Source organism: Aquirufa rosea (assembly GCF_004118285.1).
Lineage (GTDB): Bacteria > Bacteroidota > Bacteroidia > Cytophagales > Spirosomataceae > Aquirufa > Aquirufa rosea.
This window is the reverse complement of the sequence record NZ_SDHY01000003.1, coordinates 44,506-64,053: the sequence shown is the minus strand read 5'-3', so window position 1 is coordinate 64,053 and position 19,548 is coordinate 44,506. Positions and strand designations below refer to the sequence as shown.

The 19,548-nt window shown below is 39.3% G+C and carries 20 protein-coding genes; 7 read left to right on the top strand and 13 right to left on the bottom strand.

All coding sequences use genetic code 11. The features are described from left to right. Window positions 1-4: 4 nt before the first annotated feature. The 8 genes from ESB04_RS05480 to ESB04_RS05445 all read right to left on the bottom strand — a co-directional run bounded on the left by ESB04_RS05480 (window position 5) and on the right by ESB04_RS05445 (window position 6,877). Window positions 5-778 carry an SDR family NAD(P)-dependent oxidoreductase gene (locus tag ESB04_RS05480; protein ID WP_129026725.1) on the bottom strand — a complete coding sequence of 258 codons (774 nt, stop codon included), beginning with the start codon at window positions 776-778 and terminating at the stop codon, window positions 5-7. A gap of 65 nt (window positions 779-843) precedes the next feature. Then, a complete protein-coding gene (locus ESB04_RS05475) occupies window positions 844-2,550 on the bottom strand; it encodes a tetratricopeptide repeat protein (RefSeq protein WP_129026724.1) in 1,707 nt (568 codons plus the stop codon). Between the two features lie 150 nt (window positions 2,551-2,700). Further along, window positions 2,701-3,645: a PstS family phosphate ABC transporter substrate-binding protein gene (locus ESB04_RS05470; RefSeq protein ID WP_164969600.1), complete on the bottom strand. Its 945-nt coding sequence runs from the start codon at window positions 3,643-3,645 to the stop codon at window positions 2,701-2,703. Beyond that, window positions 3,635-3,877, bottom strand: coding sequence for a hypothetical protein (locus ESB04_RS05465; protein ID WP_129026722.1), 243 nt, complete (start codon window positions 3,875-3,877; stop codon window positions 3,635-3,637). The genes ESB04_RS05470 and ESB04_RS05465 overlap by 11 nt, the downstream gene beginning before the upstream one ends. 80 nt (window positions 3,878-3,957) lie before the next feature. Further along, the gene (locus ESB04_RS05460; RefSeq protein WP_129026721.1) at window positions 3,958-4,779 is read right to left on the bottom strand and encodes an energy transducer TonB; all 822 of its coding nucleotides are present in this window, start codon (window positions 4,777-4,779) and stop codon (window positions 3,958-3,960) included. A 44-nt stretch (window positions 4,780-4,823) separates the two neighbouring features. Then, window positions 4,824-5,339 (bottom strand): ExbD/TolR family protein, encoded by a 516-nt coding sequence (locus ESB04_RS05455; RefSeq protein ID WP_129026720.1) that lies wholly within the window; start codon window positions 5,337-5,339, stop codon window positions 4,824-4,826. A gap of 24 nt (window positions 5,340-5,363) precedes the next feature. Next, window positions 5,364-5,969, bottom strand: coding sequence for an ExbD/TolR family protein (locus ESB04_RS05450; RefSeq protein WP_129026719.1), 606 nt, complete (start codon window positions 5,967-5,969; stop codon window positions 5,364-5,366). 71 nt (window positions 5,970-6,040) lie between these two features. Next, entirely contained in the window at window positions 6,041-6,877 is an 837-nt protein-coding gene (locus ESB04_RS05445; protein ID WP_129026718.1) for a MotA/TolQ/ExbB proton channel family protein, read from the bottom strand. Between the two features lie 355 nt (window positions 6,878-7,232). Here ESB04_RS05445 and ESB04_RS05440 point away from each other — a divergent pair, with 355 nt between their 5' ends. Further along, window positions 7,233-7,562, top strand: coding sequence for a DUF721 domain-containing protein (locus tag ESB04_RS05440; protein ID WP_129026717.1), 330 nt, complete (start codon window positions 7,233-7,235; stop codon window positions 7,560-7,562). Here ESB04_RS05440 and ESB04_RS05435 read toward each other — a convergent pair. The 3 genes from ESB04_RS05435 to ESB04_RS05425 are packed head-to-tail and all read right to left on the bottom strand — an operon-like array spanning window position 7,540 to window position 10,128. After that, the gene (locus ESB04_RS05435) at window positions 7,540-8,709 is read right to left on the bottom strand and encodes a glycosyltransferase family 87 protein (RefSeq protein WP_129026716.1); all 1,170 of its coding nucleotides are present in this window, start codon (window positions 8,707-8,709) and stop codon (window positions 7,540-7,542) included. The genes ESB04_RS05440 and ESB04_RS05435 overlap by 23 nt on opposite strands. Next, window positions 8,699-9,490: a polysaccharide deacetylase family protein gene (locus ESB04_RS05430; protein WP_129026715.1), complete on the bottom strand. Its 792-nt coding sequence runs from the start codon at window positions 9,488-9,490 to the stop codon at window positions 8,699-8,701. The genes ESB04_RS05435 and ESB04_RS05430 overlap by 11 nt, the downstream gene beginning before the upstream one ends. Beyond that, complete coding sequence (locus ESB04_RS05425) at window positions 9,487-10,128, bottom strand: glycosyltransferase (protein ID WP_129026714.1); 642 nt, start codon at window positions 10,126-10,128, stop codon at window positions 9,487-9,489. The genes ESB04_RS05430 and ESB04_RS05425 overlap by 4 nt, the downstream gene beginning before the upstream one ends. Window positions 10,129-10,318: 190 nt before the next feature. Here ESB04_RS05425 and ESB04_RS05420 point away from each other — a divergent pair, with 190 nt between their 5' ends. From ESB04_RS05420 to ftsZ, 5 genes are all read left to right on the top strand, one after another. Further along, window positions 10,319-11,215: a S66 peptidase family protein gene (locus ESB04_RS05420; protein ID WP_129026713.1), complete on the top strand. Its 897-nt coding sequence runs from the start codon at window positions 10,319-10,321 to the stop codon at window positions 11,213-11,215. Between the two features lie 38 nt (window positions 11,216-11,253). Next, complete coding sequence (locus ESB04_RS05415) at window positions 11,254-12,792, top strand: YifB family Mg chelatase-like AAA ATPase (RefSeq protein WP_129026712.1); 1,539 nt, start codon at window positions 11,254-11,256, stop codon at window positions 12,790-12,792. 24 nt (window positions 12,793-12,816) lie between these two features. After that, on the top strand, window positions 12,817-13,830 hold the full coding sequence (locus tag ESB04_RS05410; protein ID WP_129026711.1) for a thioredoxin domain-containing protein: 1,014 nt from the start codon (window positions 12,817-12,819) through the stop codon (window positions 13,828-13,830). 99 nt (window positions 13,831-13,929) lie between these two features. Continuing rightward, window positions 13,930-15,420, top strand: coding sequence for a M20/M25/M40 family metallo-hydrolase (locus ESB04_RS05405; RefSeq protein ID WP_129026710.1), 1,491 nt, complete (start codon window positions 13,930-13,932; stop codon window positions 15,418-15,420). Window positions 15,421-15,474: 54 nt separating this feature from the next. Further along, window positions 15,475-16,761, top strand: a complete 1,287-nt coding sequence (ftsZ, locus tag ESB04_RS05400) for a cell division protein FtsZ (RefSeq protein ID WP_129026709.1) — start codon at window positions 15,475-15,477, stop codon at window positions 16,759-16,761. On the opposite strand, the gene ESB04_RS05395 is transcribed toward ftsZ, so the two are convergent. Next, window positions 16,758-17,516 (bottom strand): copper homeostasis protein CutC, encoded by a 759-nt coding sequence (locus ESB04_RS05395; RefSeq protein ID WP_129026708.1) that lies wholly within the window; start codon window positions 17,514-17,516, stop codon window positions 16,758-16,760. The genes ftsZ and ESB04_RS05395 overlap by 4 nt on opposite strands. A gap of 177 nt (window positions 17,517-17,693) precedes the next feature. Between ESB04_RS05395 and ESB04_RS05390 the strand changes: the two genes are divergently transcribed. Then, window positions 17,694-17,915, top strand: a complete 222-nt coding sequence (locus ESB04_RS05390) for a DUF2795 domain-containing protein (RefSeq protein WP_109324052.1) — start codon at window positions 17,694-17,696, stop codon at window positions 17,913-17,915. On the opposite strand, the gene ESB04_RS05385 is transcribed toward ESB04_RS05390, so the two are convergent. Then, entirely contained in the window at window positions 17,912-19,495 is a 1,584-nt protein-coding gene (locus ESB04_RS05385; protein WP_129026707.1) for a glycerol-3-phosphate dehydrogenase/oxidase, read from the bottom strand. The two genes, ESB04_RS05390 and ESB04_RS05385, sit on opposite strands and share 4 nt — an antisense overlap. Between the last annotated feature and the right edge of the window lie 53 nt (window positions 19,496-19,548).

Genomic DNA, 19,548 nt, shown 5'->3' with positions numbered 1-19,548 from the left:
AGAATTATTCATAAATCCCTTTGGCAACTTTTTCACTTAATGATTTAGGCATTAACCAAGCCAAAGTAGCGCCTAATTTATTGATGAAACCTGTAATTACCTCCGGCTTGTGAGCGAACATCCCATCCACAGCCTGTCTAGCTACTATTTGTGGGGTCATCACCACTTTTTCAGCCGCCTTTCTAGCCTTTTCTTGTAAATTGGCGCGATCATTGAAATTGGTAGAAGTAGCCCCTGGGCTAACTACGGTTACTTGTATTCCCTTCGATTTCCACTCATGATAAAGACCACGCGAAAAATTCAATACAAAAACCTTACTGGCCGCATATAGACTCATCAAAGGAATAGCTTGATAGGCAGTCGAACTGGCAATATTCAGAATGTAGGCTTGCCCCTTCCCTTGCAATAATGGGAAGAAACGATAACATGCCTCAGTAAGCGCGTTCATGTTCACCTGCATCATTCGCTGATTCTCTTCCCAAGAATATGATTCAAATGCACCTACAAGCCCATAGCCAGCATTGTTAACCAATATTCGGACATCCACTTGCTTTTCCACCACCCAATGATATAATTGAGCAACAGCTCCTTCTTGAGATAAATCAAGCGGCAAATAATCAACTTCTAATGAAAAACGAGAGGTTATTTCATCACTCACTTGTTGTAGTTCTTGCGCATTCCTGGCCACAAGAAATAAGTTATAACCTCTAGCAGCCAATTCTAAAGCAATTTCTTTTCCTATTCCTTTACTGGCACCAGTGACAATAGCGTATGACATATTGGGGTATGATTTAATGCGTTGAATTAAAAATAAAAAGCTGCTTACGCAGCTTTTTATTTGAATTATTTCTTTGGAGCCCCGGCTGCTGGTGCAGCTGGTGCTGGATTGAAGTAAGCTTTAATATCTGGATCATCTGGCTTAATTTCCTGAGCTTTCGTGAATAGCTCTTTCACTTTAGCCTCATCCTTAGTTACGGATAAATGATAACCTCCTAAGAATTTCAATGCCTCGAACATTTGGTTTTTATCTTCCTTGTATTGAGTACTTTTCTCGGCTTTTTGTTGTTCTACAGCAGCCAAGAATTTTTCATAGTATGGAGCACCTAACCATTTAGTTCCAGTGTAATCAATGAAGTTATTAGCACGAGCACGGTTAATATAAAATGGAGGCCATTTATCATTGATTTCAATCGCTTTAGCGAACATGGAATCTGCACGCATAGCCATAGCTGGACGACCTAGTGTGTCAGCACGATCCATATATGCTGAAGTTAAATAGTAATCCATCGCTACTTTAAAATAATCTCCAGAACCTACAGTCTGGCTTTTCTTCTTTTTCCAATCGATACTTCCAATACCAGCTTTAGCGGCATCAGCATATTTTTTCTGCTTGTACTTAATGTCATGGATGATAGAATATACGTTGTTGTTAGTATCCAGAGGAGCTGCTCTTTCTAAATATTGTAAAGCAATGGAATCCTTTCCTAAACCTTGGTAACCTTTTCCAAAATACAAATCATCCATAAAGTAAGGTTTTACTCCTTTCTTCACCATACCATCTAGGTTCTCAATACCTTGTTGGTAATTGCCCATTTCCACATTAGCATATCCACGCATACGGTAGATATCATTATCTTTTACTCCTTTCTTATCCGCCTCGTCAGTGAATTTCATCGCACCTTCATAGTCCTTGGATAAGAATAATAATTTAGCTGTCTCTAAAGTAACTTCTGGAGTAGCTTCAGCTTTCTCCAAATATTTTCTGAAATAACGAGCTGCATTTTTGTATTGGTTACCTACAATTAAATACTCACCATAACGACGGTGAGCGGGAGCGTAGTTGGAATCCAAATCAATAGCCTCTTTGTAACGGGCTTGTGTTTCTTTGTAATTTTTTCCACGAAGATAAACTACACCAATCTTAACCTTTGCCTTCACGTTTTTAGGATCTTGTAACAAGGCTTGCTCATAAGCTGTTACCGCATTTCCCCCATCATTCTTAATCAAGTAAGCATCTCCTTTAACAATATATTGTGCCGCAGAAGGTACTTTTTTAGTTTTCTCTTGAATCAAATCAATCAATCGAATAGCTTCACCTGGATCATTGTTGTTGGCATTGAAGCTATCTTCTTTACCTAACACATAAAACATCTCATAGGCCTCAGCGATGCGATGTAACACATCTGGATTCTTTTCCTTAGTTTCTTTAATGATACGGTCAAACTCCACTTTGGCAGCGGACACATTGTTTTGACCAACCAAAATAGATGCTAAACCTACTTGATTAAGGTAATTCTTTGGATCAGCCGCTTTACCTTTTTCGAATGCAGCTTTTGCATTATCCCAATCACGAAGATTCAAATAATAATAGCCCAAATAATAATAATTCTCACCAGTCGGTGCCGCAGCCACTAATGACTCAAACACTTGCTTGGCTCTACTTGGCTGATGACGATCTAAAAAATGCAAACCATCTTGGATTGTTTGCCCAAAGGCCACATTGGATACTAATAATCCCAAACCCAGTATCCACGATTTCATTTTCTTCATTGTAATTTTAAATTAATTGCTATTCTTAATAATTCTCAGGCCTTAAATTGAAATAATTCAATTAAATATCGTAAAAGTTTATTTTTTTACGAATTACAAAATTAATTATAATTCTTTAATATTTTATTAGACATTGCCAATTAAATATGTCTATTGACTAATTTGATACTGCCTAATCGTGATAGGTCGGGTCAGAGGGATTAAACCTGCCTTCAAGACAATAAGCTGCCCCATATCCCCACAAACGTAATTGACAAAGCCTGTTCCTAGTCCCATATGTGATTCTTTCAAAATAATCTTTACATCTCGACGTAAAGGATATTTTTTCAATGCCAAATTATATCCAAAAGGTTGATAATAATCAGCAGGCAATGAATTGTCCTTTTCACTTAGAGACATCACATTAACCGAACGAATAAATCCTAAAGATGTTGGATTGTCCCCATCACTTATCCAATTGGAACCAATTAATCCCAAGGCATTCTTATGGGTTTTGACATATTCAATAACAGCTTTGTTAGAACCCGCTGCAAAAATGGGTAGAGGCTTATTCACATCTAAGCCAAACTTATCTACCAAATATTTGATATTACTTGAATTAGCCTTGTCTACCACCAAAGCTACATCTCCTTTAATGCTTATCGCACCCAAAGATTCCCAAGTTTTATGCTCACCTGTCAATAAGGATTTCAAACGAGGAAGAGATAATAAGGTATCTACATTTTGTGGATGAACCAAAAGGGCTAATCCATCGGCCGCAAAATTAAAACTACGATATGTAACTTTTTCTCGGGTAAAAATCTCCTTTTCTTTTTCAGTCAAATCACGGGTAACCACCACGGCTCTAACCTTTTCATTTAACAAATCGGCAATAGCTTCATTCTCCGCATGAAAATCAAAGTTGATTTTCGCAAAATGATAATTATTTTCAAAAGCAGTTTTCTCCGCTATCAACAAAGGCTGGAAGGATTCATCCACCGCAATTGTGATTTCGCCTTGAGCGGGACCATCTGAAAATTTACCTTCTTTGGATTTACCACAAGAAAATAAACCAGCCAATAAAAATGTTCCTATAACAATTGATCTAGTCTTCATAATATCCATAGTCTGCATCTTTTGTTTCCTTAATATACATAAAAGCACGCCAAACACGAAATAGGCCGTACAACATAAATAGGATCCCTAACCAAAAGGTAGTAGGCATAGTCAACATCATACCTAATTGAAACTCTGACCAAAATCCAATATAATACCCAAGTAGGAAATAGGATATAGCTGCGAAAAAACGAAAAAATATATTAATCCAAATTGCAACTGGACGTGCCATAGATAAAACGGATAACGATTAAACAATCAGACCTGCCAAATTTGGAATTTAGCAGGTCTGAAAAATGGTAAAAGTATTGATTACTCGGAAAGTACGAAGGTAATCGGCTGAGTGAATCGAGAACGTACCGCACGACCTGATTGCTTACCAGGAGTCCATTTTGGTACAGACTTAATTACACGAACTGCTTCCTCATCGCAACCGAATCCTACAGATTTCAATACTGTAACATCCTGGATAGATCCATCCGTATTTACTACGAATTGAACATATACCTTACCGCCTACGTTGGCACGTTGTGCGGCAGATGGATATTTCAAATTTTTCTGCAAGAAACGTCCGAAAGCCGCTGGTCCACCAGGGAATTCAGCTTGTTGCTCTACCGCTGTGAAGATTTCCTCTTCAGCAGGCTTTGGTGGCTCAACTGGCTCTTCTTTTCCTTTAGCATCTGGATCAACTGGAGGTTCATAATTCTCAGTTTCACCTTTTACTGTTTCATTCGCTGTATTACCACGTACCTCTTCTGGTGGTGGCTCAGGCTTAGTTACCTCTTCATCATGTTTGATTTCAGGAGGTAAGAATTTAGTTGTCGTCACCTTAGGGATTTCCTTTGGTGGTGGCGGCGGTGGTGGCGGTGGTAACTCTACCTTCTTCTGTGGAGGAGGAGTGTCCAATTTCATTACTTCAGCTGTCACCTCTGTTTTCTCAGTATTAGAGGCAGTTAACTGTTTCCAGAATGCTGCCAATAACAATGCACCAACAAAAAGTGCTGAGCCTAGTAATACAGACCGCTTGATGACCTTAGGGTACGTTGTCCTTAAAAGAAAAGCACCATACTCCCGGTTCTTATCTCTAAAGATAATGTCATCTAATGTAGCATCTTGGCTTATTACTTGTGACATAGTTTATGTTATTTAAAAATTAATTTAAAAGGCCTTTGACCAAATTATTTTCCTGAACGTTTGATTAGGGCTTCTGTGTCTGGGTCAATCTCCAACAAGGCGTAACGCTTGTTATTGGTAATTGCACACTCATCCAACATATCTACCATGTTACGGTACTTGGCATTTTTTGTTGGCTTGATTACCAGAGTAAAGTTGTTACCAACCTTAGCCTTTAAATCCGCAATAACCTTACGGATTCCTGTATCAGAATAATCGGTCACCTCTAACTTGGTGCCTGCTTCAGTTGGGATACCTTGATAGTAATACACCTTTTTCTCATCTGGACACACGGTTAGTGTTTCAGATAATTTAACAGGTGATGTCTCTTTTGTATCCGTTTTATCAGGCATGTTTAATTGCATGGTAACGGGCTTTGCCAACGTAGTCGTCAACATAAAGAAAGTAATAAGAAGGAAGCCTAAGTCCACCATAGGTGTCATGTCGATTTTGGTCGACATCTTTTTACTTCGCTTCTTCCCGCCTTTCTTACCCCCACCGGAGCTATCTATTTCTGCCATTTCTTTTTCGAATTAGAATGTAAATTATTTTGGTTTATTCTCAGGAGCTGTAATCAACTGGAAGATGTTAATGTTCTGAGCCTGCAAAGTACCGATGATATCAGCAAATACTTTGTAGCTAGAATTTTGATCTCCTTTGATAGCAACCTTCAACTCAGGATTGGACAATTTGGCATATCCTACCCAATAAGACAATTCATTGTTAGATGAATCGATAGGTATACCTTTAATAAATCCTTTGTCCTTAGCTTCTGAAGGCTTCATATTCAACACCTGACGCATCGCACCAGCTGGGTAACCAACGATTTCAGAACCCATGTAGTTCTTCTTCATTTCGGCTGTTAAAGCTACTCCATAGCGATTCGCCATGCGCTCTAACATAAATTCCCTAGCCATTTGATCATCAGTTGCCAAATAGACCCCTCCCTCATTGGAAACACTGATGGTTAACATACCATCTTTCGCATTCAGAGCTTTCTCTGAAATGGAAGACGGTGGTGTAATCGTAACTGCCTCTTCTGGACGGAACTTCGCGGTTAACATGAAGAACGTTAGCAGAAGGAAAGCCACGTCACACATCGCTGTCATATCGAGTGAAACACTTTGTCGTTTGGCTTTAACTTTTGGCATAACAATTTTATTTTGAACGGTGAAAAATTAATACATCGAAATGTCTATCACACTTCGCAATGGTTCAAATATTAATTGTGATGCGTAGCATAGTTTTGGTTTACGCTCAAACCAATCTCATCAATGCTATAAGTCAACTCATCAATTTTAGATGTGAAGAAGTTATATGCAATGATACAGATAGCTGATGTACCAATACCCAATGCTGTATTTACAAGGGCCTCAGAGATACCGTTTGCTAAAGCAGTAGCATCAGTTGATCCACCTGAGTTACCTAATGCGGAGAACGCCTTGATCATACCAACTACCGTTCCTAATAGACCCAATAATGTTGATACAGACGCTAATGTTGCAATGATAGTTAAGTTTTTCTCCAACATTGGCAATTCCAATGAAGTAGCTTCTTCTACCTCTTTGCTTAAGGCAGATAACTTCTGCTCTTTATCTAAAGAACCATCAGTAGTTAATTGCTTATACTTTTTAACAGCAGAAAGGGTAACGTTTCCTACTGAACCTTTTTGCTTTTCGCAAGCTTTCAATGCAGCATCAACATCATCTTTGTCTAAAGCAGCTTGGATACCACGAACAAATGCATTTACATCACCAGTTCCCTTAGCTTTACCAATAGTTACTAAACGCTCAATTGAGAATGTTAAAGCTGTCAAGAAACAAGTCATTAACACGGGTACAATCACACCACCTTTGTACACGATACCAAAGTAATCGCCTGGAATTGGGTGTCCTTCATTGGTTCCACCTTCGAAGTGAGAGCCATCACCCATAATGAATTGGAAAATCAATAATGCAATGACAAATAGGATGACAAGAATTAATCCTGCTGGAATTCCACCAGATTTTTTTTGGGGTGCAGCTGGCTTAGCAGCTGGCTTTGGTTGTTGTGTACTCATTAGTTTGGTAATTTGGGGTTAAAGAATTATTTAAAAATAAAACTCGCGAAAATACAACGTAACAGTTTTCATAGGTTTTCTAAGCGTCCGCTGTCTTTTTCAGTAAAGGCAAAAGTAATGCAAATCTTAATTAATTTTTACACGGGTTTATCTAAAAAGTTCTCATTTTTTTCATATCCAAAAGCATGCTATTGTACTATCTTGATATTTTAAAGTAAATATGTCGTATTATTAGGTACTTTTTCGAGAATTAAAAAATGAAAAAAAAATGAAAAAAAATTAATTTAAACCCTTAAATCACCGAAAGTCCACCTCAAAAATTTTAACTTTAAACTCCAAAACAACCTTTTATCACATGGATTCCCCCTATTATCCAAAACGAATTAAAGCCTCTACCCGAAAAGAATCAAGTCATTCTTTAAAAGAGGTGATCGAAACCATGTTGAAGGTTTATCGAATTCAAGGAAAATACGAGGAAACTTTCGTGAGTGCACACTGGGAGCAAATTATGGGTAAGCCCATTGCCGCCAGAACGCAGAAAGTGTATGTACACCAACAAAAGCTATTTTTACAACTTAATTCCGCTCCTCTCAAAAAAGAGCTCATGATGGCAAAACAAAAAATGATTGACCTCATCAATCAACACGCTAAAACAGATCTAATTAAAGATGTGGTGTTTCTTTAGGTTTGGCGAATAATAAATCCTTAGCTAGGGCTAGCCATACCAACAGCAAGGGCAATATCATCAATCCCAATGGGTTAACCCATTCATTCCTAATCCATTTCGGGAACAAATCAGTTGGGGAAAAACTCGAAATGAGCAGTGTAAGCACCAGCAATACCCAATCCATCTTACTTTGCTTACTTAATACGAACCATATTCCAACTCCGGGGAAAGCCATAATTAGCGTTGGAGATTCCGTACCTGTACTTGCCAACATTAAATAGATGCTAACAAATGCCAATATTCTTAATTGGAAATGTTCGTCCTTCCACTTCTGCATTTGAAAATACACGAGCAAATTGATCAACATGGAAGGAATCAAAAACCATAAATTAGATAAGGATCCATCGCCCGTCCACCGACGAATCATCCCCATCACGCAGACATCTGTACGTAGATTGCGAATATCCACATTAAGTTCATTCTTGTGTGACAACACTTCCCTCCAACCGAGATAGGTCGACATTCCATACTCCCAACCACCCAATAACAGTGGAATCATTAATACGAGTAGCATCCAGCATATTAAATAAGCTGCCAAGCGCAAGGGCTTTTTTGAAAAAAAGAAAAAAGCCAAGCCTACCACGCCGTATAATTTGATACAAATACCCAGCACAATCCATAAGGCTCCCCATATATCCCTACCTCGCTGAATACAGATATAACTCCATATAATAAGTGCTATACAAAGTGGATGAAACTGAGTATTAAGTAATGCAGTCACAGTTGAATTCAAGATCAACCAAAGGATGGCTACTCGCTTTTTTTGATCTAAGGGTAAATTCCACACTGCTAAAAATAAGACCAGAGCATTCATGACATTCCACAAGCTCACACTCAAACTAGTGGGTAGCCACGAAAATGGCGCCATTAAAATGGCGAAAATGGGCCCGTATAAATACAAATCAAAATATTCTTTGGGATACTCCAAATACAAGGGCATTCGTTGCAAAAAATGCCCATAACTTGATTTAAAAATGATAAAATTGTTGATGTGAGAGTATAATTCTCCTAGATTGTATTGCTTAATGCCCGTGAATAACCCCACCAGTAACCAAAGTCCCAGTAAGAATTCAAATCGAGCATAGAATGCGGGCTTATTTTCCATTTTCTAATTGCTTTACAAAATCTTGCATCGTCATAAATTCCCCTAGATTCTCCTCTTGAAAATACTGAATTAAAGATTTCAATTTCTTTATTAGCTCCCCCTTGGACCCTCGACTCGCATGGGCAGGTAAAGGGTATTTTGATAAGTCCGAGAACTCCCAAGGATGAAAATACAAATTAAGAAATCCGTTCTTTTTTAAGGTTTCACGACAAAGCTGTTTAAATACGAACAATGGGAAATTTTTAAAGGCCAACCAAAACAAGGGTATCCGAAAATTGGGAGTCACAGAGGCGGGAATATTCCACAATCCCTGTTCAAAGAAAGGCAGCTTGGATGCGCTCAAATGATTGTATCTACCTGGAATCCAAGTGGGATTCAATGACGAGTGATATTGATAACCTGCTTTTAGAATTTCCTTTTCATCTATATGCTGCATCCTAGCCATTCTAAATCCTGTTACTTTTCTACCACTTAAATCTTCCAGCAATTGTCGGGATGATAATAAATCTGCTACCTGAAATTGACTATGATAAAATCCATGAGAGGCTAATTCATGCTGTTGCTCCAATTTCTTTATCCAATCCGAATTATGTTGGGCATAAACCCCAGTACAAAATACAGTACAGGGGACCTCCGCCTGAGTGACCACCGACATAAACTCCTTCAAGCCTTTTCTTGACTGCTCCAATTGTTCCTCCAATTCCATGGCATACCCATATTCTATTGGAATATCACATTCCTCTACGTCAATGGTCAATAAAATGGCAGGAGCTGGCTTCATTTGGTCAAAATACCCCGGAGTAAAATAGAAGCAAAATTAAATAACTCGATGAGAATTGTCTGGGTACGCATGGTGGAAAATTGAATTCCATCCCTTACCTGCACATAAATCCAGTCCAACTTGATATCCTTCTCCTTGGATACCAAAACCAAAAATTCCATATCAAATAGAAAGGCAGAAATTTTGGTTTTCAGAAATAATTCCTTCCCCTTGGCATTGAAACCTTTTAGACCTGATTGAGTATCTTTTACTTTTAAACTTGGAAAAAATAAGTAATTCATCAATTTGAGTGACAATGAAAATATTTTCCTACGTAAAGGCAATTGGTCATAATATTGCTCATCTCGAACACCTACCACAACATCCGATTTACCTGATGTCAAGATTTGGAACATTTCCCAGGCATTTTCCATGCGATAAGGATAATCCGCGTCCGTGTAAATGACCCAATCTCCTTGGGTCTGTTGGATTGCTTGCCGCAGGGCTCCACCTTTACCTAAATTCTGACTTAAGGGTATAAATGTAAAATGGGGAATAGATTGTTCTAAAAACTGAATATCCTTAGGATTTACTCCGTACTTACTCCCATCATCTACCACGTACACATGTACCACTACATCCTTTGGAATTTTGGACATAAAAAGTGTGTAATGACTACATAATTCCTGTGCCCAACCTACATGCGGATTATAACAGGGATGAACCAAGTCCAGGCATTTATTTGTCCTAAGAATAGTCAAAAAGGCTAATATTTTTTGCAATAATACGAAAATTAAACCTTGGGTTAAAGCGAAAAATCATTCATATTTGTCTACCATTCTACAGCACATGAAAACTCCTCCTTTATTACGTCCTGGCGATGAAGTGATTTTGGTATCTCCAGCCTCCCACCCAAAGAGCGATCAATGGAAACAAGGCGTTGAAATATTGGAGTCTTGGGACCTACAAGTACGAATGGCACCCCATGCCTTATCTCATTATTTCGGATTTGGTGGAAGCGATGTGGAGAGAAGCAGCGATTTTCAACTGGCATTAGACGATCCCAACATAAAAGCCATCTTCCCTATTCGCGGCGGATATGGCTCAAGCAGGATTTTGGATCAATTGAATTTTGAAAGATTTGTTGCCAACCCAAAATGGATAATCGGATTTTCAGACATCACAGCCATATTGAATCACGTAACCCAATTAGGTATCGCAAGTATCCACGGTCCCATGCCCCATAATTTCTGTCAAGTGGGCGGAGATGAAGCTCTTGAGAAATTAAGATGCTTACTCTTTGAGGGAAAAACGGACATCGAATTACCAGCGGAAGCAGAAAATAGACCAGGTCAAGCGGAGGCAGAAATCATTGGAGGGAATTTATCTTTAATTGTGCACCTTATTGGTAGTGCTAGCCTTCCCAGCTTCAAAGGGCGTATTTTAATTTTAGAAGATGTGGGAGAGAACTTATATCATGTAGACCGAATGGTCCTACAATTAAAACGTGCCGGCTTACTGAATGGATTAGCGGGTTTGATAGTCGGAAGTTTTAGCGACTGTAAAGAAGCAAGCCTAACGGTGGGAAAAAGTATCAATGAAATCATTCTTGAGCATACTGCAGGTACAAAATACCCCATTGCTTTCGAATTTCCTTCTGGGCACATTGCCCAAAATTTCCCATTAGTCTTTGGCAAAAAAATCAAGCTATTGGTAAATAAAGACAATGTTCAATTAACTGATTAAGTCGAGAAGGTATTTGAACTAATTTGCTAACAAAAACCATGTTAGCAAAAACTTTTGGATGTGCCGTATTTGGAGTATCCGCCAATCTCATTACGATTGAAACCCATGTAGGGCAAGGAAGCAAATGTTACTTAGTAGGTTTACCCGACTCCACTATCAAAGAGTCCATACAAAGGGTAGAATCTGCCCTTAAAAACAACGGATTCTTTTTCCCGAGAAGAAAAGTCATTGTTAATTTAGCACCTGCAGACATTCGAAAAGAGGGGTCAGCCTACGATTTGCCTATTGCGCTATCCATCTTAGAAGCCTCGGAACAAGTAGAGCTAAAAGGCCTTGACCACTTTGCCATTATGGGTGAGCTTGCCTTGGATGGAACAATTCGCCCCATCAAAGGCGCCTTGCCTATCGCTGTGGAAGCGCAAAATAGAGGGATTAAGAAACTTATTTTACCCAAGGAAAATGCATTGGAAGCCGCCATTGTCGATGGGTTGGAAGTATATGGACTGTCTCACTTGAGGGAAACCATACAATTCATCCGGGGAAAATTGGCAATAGAACCTCTTCAGGTGGATATACCTTCCTTATTCAACCAATCTCATGAGGAATTTGAGGTAGATTTCTCTCAGGTTCAGGGGCAGGAAAATGTCAAAAGGGCCTTTGAAATCGCAGCAGCAGGAGGCCATAACCTCATTATGATAGGTCCACCTGGGGCTGGCAAAACCATGTTGGCCAAAAGACTGCCCACGATATTGCCCCCCTTTTCATTAGCGGAAGCATTGGAAGTTACTAAAATCCATTCCGTAGCAGGTAAACTGATGGGCAAACATGCGCTTTTAACACACAGACCCTTCCGAAGCCCCCACCATACCATCTCCAATGCTGCGCTGGTAGGTGGAGGCTCCTTCCCTCAACCTGGAGAAATATCTCTGGCCCATCACGGTGTTTTATTTTTAGATGAACTACCTGAGTTTAACAGAAATGCGCTTGAAGTCATGCGCCAACCTTTGGAAGACAGAAAAGTACATATTTCTAGGGCCAAATGGTCTCTGGAATTTCCCGCAAATTTTATGCTGGTAGCGAGCATGAATCCTTGTCCATGTGGTTATTACAATCACCCTTCCAAGGACTGCGTATGTGGGCCAGGGCAAGTCCAAAGGTACCTAAATCGAATATCTGGCCCCTTGTTGGACAGAATAGACATGCATATTGAAATCGTCCCTGTACCTTTCGATAAGATGCAAGCCAAACATAGCTCAGAAACCAGTGAGCAGCTCAGAAGTAGAGTACTAAAAGCCAGAAAAATCCAGCAAGAACGATTTATCCCATTCCCCAAAATTCATTCCAATGCCATGATGAGCAGTACTCAAGTAAATACTTTTTGCAACTTGGATGGGGCATCACAACAGCTTTTGTCTATAGCCATGAATAAACTGCAACTATCAGCGAGAGCTTTTGATAAAATAAGAAAAGTGGCAAGAACAATTGCCGACTTAGCTGGGGAAGAAGAAATTCAAGCGACCCATATTGCTGAAGCTATTGCCTACCGAAATTTAGATAGAGAAAATTGGGCTGGATAATGTATTTTTGAAAAAAATAATTATATGCGCCTATCTCTTTTTATCATTATTTGTTTCTTCTGCCTAGGTCAAAACCTATCCGCCCAGAAAATTGACCATAATAAATCATTCAGACCAATTATAGCCTTTGATGAGATTTTCAAAAAGGCTGAGAAAGAAAATAAGCCCATTTTTTTTGAGGCTTTTCTCCCTACTTGTGCCCATTGTATTGCCTACGACAAAACCTTGAGTAACCCTAGTGTCAAAGCCTACTTGGATCAAAACTTTCATGCTTATCAGTTGGATTTAAGCAAAAGAGAGAACATTTTGTTTTTACGCTCAAAAAAGATATTTATCCCTTCCACCCCCTCCTTCATTGTATTTTCTCCACAAGGGAAAGTGTGGAACATAGAACCAGTGGGAGAAAATAGCAATTCTGTGCAAGGTATCATTCAGCTATTAGACAGAGCCAAAAATCCATCAAGTAATCAAGCACAATTACTTACAAGGTATGCGCAAGGGGAGCGAAACAAAGAGAATATGATTTCAGCCGCATTTTTTACTCGTCTGAGTTTGGATACTTTAAAGAATGTGGCCTTGGTCAATGATTTAGTAGAATTAATCAAGCCGGAAGAATATGAAGGAGAAACTAGCTTTCTTCTCATGCAAAAAGTAATGATGGATGACGATAATCCCCTGTTTAAATATTTTATATCCCATATCAAGAACTATGAAAAAAAATATGACAGCTTAGATGTGAGACAAACGGCAGAAAATACCATTATGACCAGCTTGTATAGCAGCAGAGCCCGTAAATATAGCCAAGAGAGACTTGAAAGCCTGAAAAAAGGATTGCAGAATATTGGTATAAAACCTCAACAAATTGCCTCGAGGTTTATTTATTTGGAGGTATTAATTGATTTGGATAACAATTCCTTGGATCAGGCTGCTACTCGTGTAAAAAATTTCTATGGAGGCAAGGTCATACCTGAAAAGGAAAAAGAATTTTGGTGTAAGCTTTTAAAAAAACCAGGTAGCCAAGACTGCCTACTTCCTTAATTTTTCATTTCAATAAATTCCTAAAGATCTGAATTGTTATTTGGCGAAAAAAAAAGTAATTTTCTGAATCGTAAGCCTTCATCCTACCAAAGCTAATCTATGAAGAAAAGTATATTGTCCCTCATTTTGTGTATTTTAATACTTGGCTCATTTGGCTTTAGCCCTAGTATAGGGGGAGAAGAAAGTATAGAATCGGCCTTTAAGCGAATCAAAGATGAGGTAGAACAAAATTCCTTAGCCTATTCTTCCTTAGGAACAGCATGCCAAAGTCTTGGTCATCGTTTAACGGGTAGTGAAAAAGGAAAAAGAGCCGAGGAGTTCGCATTCAATCTATTCAAAAAATATGGTTTCCGAGATACCAAATATCAAGGCTTTCAAGTAGAGGCATGGGCTAGAGATACGGTAACTTTATCAGTGGCCCCACCCAAATCCGATGATTTCAGAGAAGTGCCTGTGGTTTCATTAGCTATGACTCCGGTAGAGGCTAATATCACCGGAACCATCGTCGACATGGGAAATGGTTTGGATGCAGATTTTGAGGCGAAAAAAGAACAAATCAAGGGCAAAGTTGCACTAATGAATATTGGTTTGGTGGATGGCAAACCTGGAGAAAAAAACCTTCATCGTTCAGAAAAAACAGCATTGGCTATTCAATACGGAGCCATCGGAGTTATTTTTATCAATACCGTTAAAGGACAGGTATTATTAACTGGAACAGCCTCTGTTACAGGAAATTTAATCTCTATTCCTGCTGTTTGTATCACTTGGGAAAGTGGATTGGAAATTAGAAAATGGTTGGTAGAACAACCGGGCCTTCTCGGTTTAATAGAAATGCATAATGTTAGTAAGCCTATCAAAGCACGTAATGTGGTGGCTACTTTGAAAGGGGATAACAAAAAATATCGCCGTGAAAAAATCATCATCGGGGGACATTTAGATTCCTGGGACTTAGCTACAGGAGCTATTGACAATGGGATTGGATCCTTTTCGGTTATTGATATTGCTCGAACATTCAAGGCACTAGGGTTAAAGAGTAAAAGAACTATTGAATTTGTGGCATTCATGGGAGAAGAACAAGGTCTACTTGGTTCTAGAGCTTATATCGAGAGAGCGAAGAAGACAGGAGAAATCAATGACATCGTGTACATGATCAACTTAGACATGACAAACAATGTCTACGGTTTTAATGCCGGTGGCCGAGATGAATTGGTCGCTGTTTTAAAAGAAATAGGTAATAAAATCAAATCCATAGACCCTTCATTTGCCAATGAAATCAGCAATGCGGCTGGGTTACATTCGGACCACCAATCCTTCTTGTTAGAAGGCATTCCAGCCAGTGCCCCTATGGGAAGATTAGAACGTAAAGTGTTAGATTGCTATCATGCCAACTGCGATTCATTTGACTTAGTCAATAAAAAAGAATTAGAAAATACTGTTAAGTATACAGCTATGCTCTTATATGGAATGGCCAACGCACCTGTCATTCCAGCTAAAAAACTTGATTTTTACTCGACCCGAGATTTCTTCATTAAGCAAAATTTACGAAGAGATTTAGAACTCGGTAATGACTGGCGCTGGGGAAAAGAATAGACTCTCCAGCATTATTGAATTAATTAAATTATTCCCAAAAAGCAGATTAAACTTATGAATAACCCGAACCCTTCCTTTTTCGATCATAAAATGGAAATTGTTCCTGAATCTTCATTTAAATCCATCATCAAGGTTATTGGAATCGGTGGCGGAGGGTCCAATGCGGTACGCCACATGGATAATATGAAAATTAAAGGAGCGGATTTGATTATTTGTAATACAGATTCACAGGCATTGGCCTCTAATCCTGTGAAGACAAAAATCAAATTAGGTGAGCAAGGGCTAGGTGCTGGAACTGATCCAGAGGTAGGTAAGACTGCGGCTTTGGAAAGTTTAGAAAAAATAAATTCAGTTCTGACGGAGGGCACTGAAATGCTATTCATTACCGCTGGTATGGGAGGAGGAACAGGAACTGGCGCAGCTCCAGTAGTGGCTGAAATTGCTCGCAAAAGAGGATTATTAACCGTTGCGGTGGTAACTGCACCTTATGCCTGGGAGGGAAGAGAAAAAATCCAATATGCCCTTACGGGTATTCAAGAATTGAAGAATTATTGCGATACAGTTTTAGTCGTGATGAATGATAAATTGGCTCAAATTTATGAGAAATTGGCAGTTAAGGATGCATTTGCCAAGGCCGATGACGTCTTAGCTAAAGCAGTAAAAAGTGTGGTGGATGTAATTGCCAAGCCAGGTGATATCAACACAGACTTCATGGACGTGAAAAAAGTCCTAAAAAATGCGGGTCAAGCCATGATGAGTTCAGCTTTAGGGAAAGGAGAAGACCGAGCATTTCAAGCCATTGCTGAAGCATTAGAATCACCTCTATTGAACTCACAAGAAATCAAAGGCGCCAAACGGATTTTGGTAACTGTTTCCACCAGCACGGATCATGCTTTGGTGATGAGTGAGCAAAATACCATCATTGAATATCTAAATGAAAGAATCAACGATCAGGCTGATATGGTCAAATTTGGTTTTTCAACCGATGACGACTTGGGTGAGGATTTGTATTTGACGGTAATTGCTGCAGGATTTGAGCATGAACAAAATGCCTTGGATGATTTCTTATTAAGCGACACCAGGCATTATGGAACAGCAAACAAACCAGCATCATTAACTTCAGGAGCTACGGTAGAATTTGACGAATTTGGTGCGAATAGTTCATCCAATACGGAAAGTGATGAAGTACGATTCCAAAAAATGGTGGATCATTTCAAGAAGGGTGGTCCAGATGAAAATGATTTCTCCATTCCTACCTACCAAAGAAATCAAATTCCTTTGTATGATTTGAGTAGAATACCACAAGATGAGTGGATCGAAACTCCTTTGTACGAAGACTAATAGTTTTTAATTTTCGACACCACAGCTCGAATGATTTCTGGGCTGGCATAAGCCACTTCAAATTCAGAAATTTCTGCTACTCCTCCCATGGATATCCCTGGTCTGCGGTAAACCATATCTGATTCACGCGTAGTTCGCGCGCTTAAATGAAGTGCGTCTACTCCGGCATCCAGCAATTGAAGGCAGTTTTGTGGATTGACACCACTTCCCGCCATAATTTGAATTCTTCCTTGTGCCGCCTCCACCATGTTGGCTATAGCATCTATTCCTTCTATCGCCTTATTTTTTTGTCCAGAGGTCAAAATACGAGTAAAACCCAATTCAATCAAAGCCTCCATCACTTCCAATGGCTGCCTGGAAACATCAATGGCCCGATGGCAAGTCAGTTCGGCAGAATCTCCCACGATATAAGTAACTTCTTTTAAAAAATCAATATCCAAATCTCCTTTCGGATTTAATGCGCCTACGACTATTCCATGTACCCCCATGGAAAGGTATTGGTTAACCTCGGCCAGCATAGTTTTTTTCTCCCATGCATCATAACAAAAATCTCCTCCCCTGGCTCTAACCATCACATGAATTCCCAAAGAAGTGAGCGTTAATGCTTCTGATACTACCCCTGCCGAAGGACTAGTACCTCCTTCCCAAGGAGAGGCACAAAGCTCTACTCGGTCTGCCCCCGCTTGATCAGCGGCAAGGCAAGAATAAAGGGAATAACTACAAACTTCCAGGGAAATAGGGCGGAAATCAGACATAAAAATGGGGCTTTAGAATCGTTAAGTTAGGATTACTTTTATTTATATAAAATTTAAAAAATAAATCTTTCATAAATATTTTTTTATTATACTTTTGCAGTCCGATAAATCTTTGATTCTTAAGAATCTGTAAGAGTTAAAGGAGAATTTGAATCTTTAAGAATTAAAATTAAACATATGTACTGGACACTAGAACTTGCCTCCTATTTAGAAGATGCACCATGGCCTGCTTCAAAAGATGAATTAATTGACTACGCTATTCGTACAGGATCTCCTTTAGAAGTAGTTGAAAACTTACAAGAGTTAGAAGATGATGGTCAACCATTTGAAAGCATTGAAGAGATTTGGCCTGATTACCCAACCAAAGACGATTTCTTCTTTAATGAAGATGAATATTAAATAAAGGAGGCGAAAGCCTCTTTTTTTATATCCTTTATCAATTGTCCCTTAGCCTGATCTCGCAAACTAATTCCCCACCGACGGTATAAAATATCCTCCCAACACTCCACCATTTCAAAGTTTTTTAAATAATTCAACTCTCCTTGTAAATATGGTAATGAACTATGGATGAGGTCAAGACCTCCTGTTGATGATTCACAATATGCCAAAACATCCCAGGCGTGTGAACCGTAAATTTCTCTTAAATGCCGGGCACTTTCTTGGCCTACCTGTAAGTCCAAAATTCGCTGTTGCCACTTCAACTCATCTACTGGCTCAGCCCCAAATAGAGCATAATCCTTTGTCCGACAAGGCTGCCTTTTACGATGTAAAACCTCTTCCTCCACCACATCCATTGTATCTTCTGCCATCACTCGGTAGGTCGTCCATTTCCCCCCCATGATACTCACCAATTTACTCCTTTGATCTACTTCTACCTCATGATCTCTCACCAATGACTTGGTATCTGATTGCATAGCATCCGATAAGCCCACTTGTAATAGGGGTCTTTGCCCAACGAAACCTGAGCAAATGTCTGATTTACTAGCCTTTTGAAGAGCGAATCGATTGAAATAATCCAACAAATAATCCTCCTCCTCCTCTTTAATAGGAGGATTTTCTGTCAGTTCATCTGGCTCATCCGTAGTACCTACCAGAATATATTCTCGCCATGGAATAACAAATACAACACGCCCATCATCGGTTTTAGGGATTAATAAGGCTGTTTCGCCTGGCCAAAATGACTTCGGCAAAACGATATGTGCTCCTCGTGACACTTTCATGCGCGGTTTCAATTTCAAATTGGCCAATTGCCTAATATGATCCGTAAAAGGCCCCGTGGCATTAATCACAACTTTGCAATCTACCTCATATTCCTCACCAGCAACTAAATCCTTAAAATGTATTCTTTTGATTTTCAAACTCTTAGGACTAAGCGTAAAATGACTTAACTCACAGTAGTTTAAAATAGCAGCCCCCTCTTTCTCGGCAGATTGCAAAATGGCTAAAGCATAACGAGCATCATTAAGTTGACCATCATAGTACAAAATTCCCCCTGACATAGACTTCACTTGCAAGTTAGGAACTAACTGCTCCATCTGCTTTTTACCTAATCCTTGGCTCGACTTTAAATTCGTCACACCAGAAATTCGGTCGTAAAGCCACATACCTACCCCATAATAGACACGATCCCACCAAGAATAACAAGGAGTTAATAAGGCCAAAGGGTGCGCTAAATAGGGCGCATTCTGAAGCATGACTTTTCTTTCATGCAAGGCCTTGTATACCATTTTGAACTGTTGCCAATCCAAATTTCTTACTGCCTGTTCCAAATATCGAACCCCACCGTGGACCAACTTGGTTGATTTAGAAGATGTTTGACCTGCGAAGTCCCCTTTTTCAATCAACAATACCTTGTAACCTCTTAACACGGCATCCAATGCCACACCTGCTCCAGTGGCCCCTCCTCCTATGATACAAATGTCATATTTTGCCTCATTTGCTTTAATTTTTTGAAATTGATCTAAACGGGAAAATGCCATGAATTAAATTTATACTTGGGAAATGCAGAATCCGACGAATTTACTAAAGATTA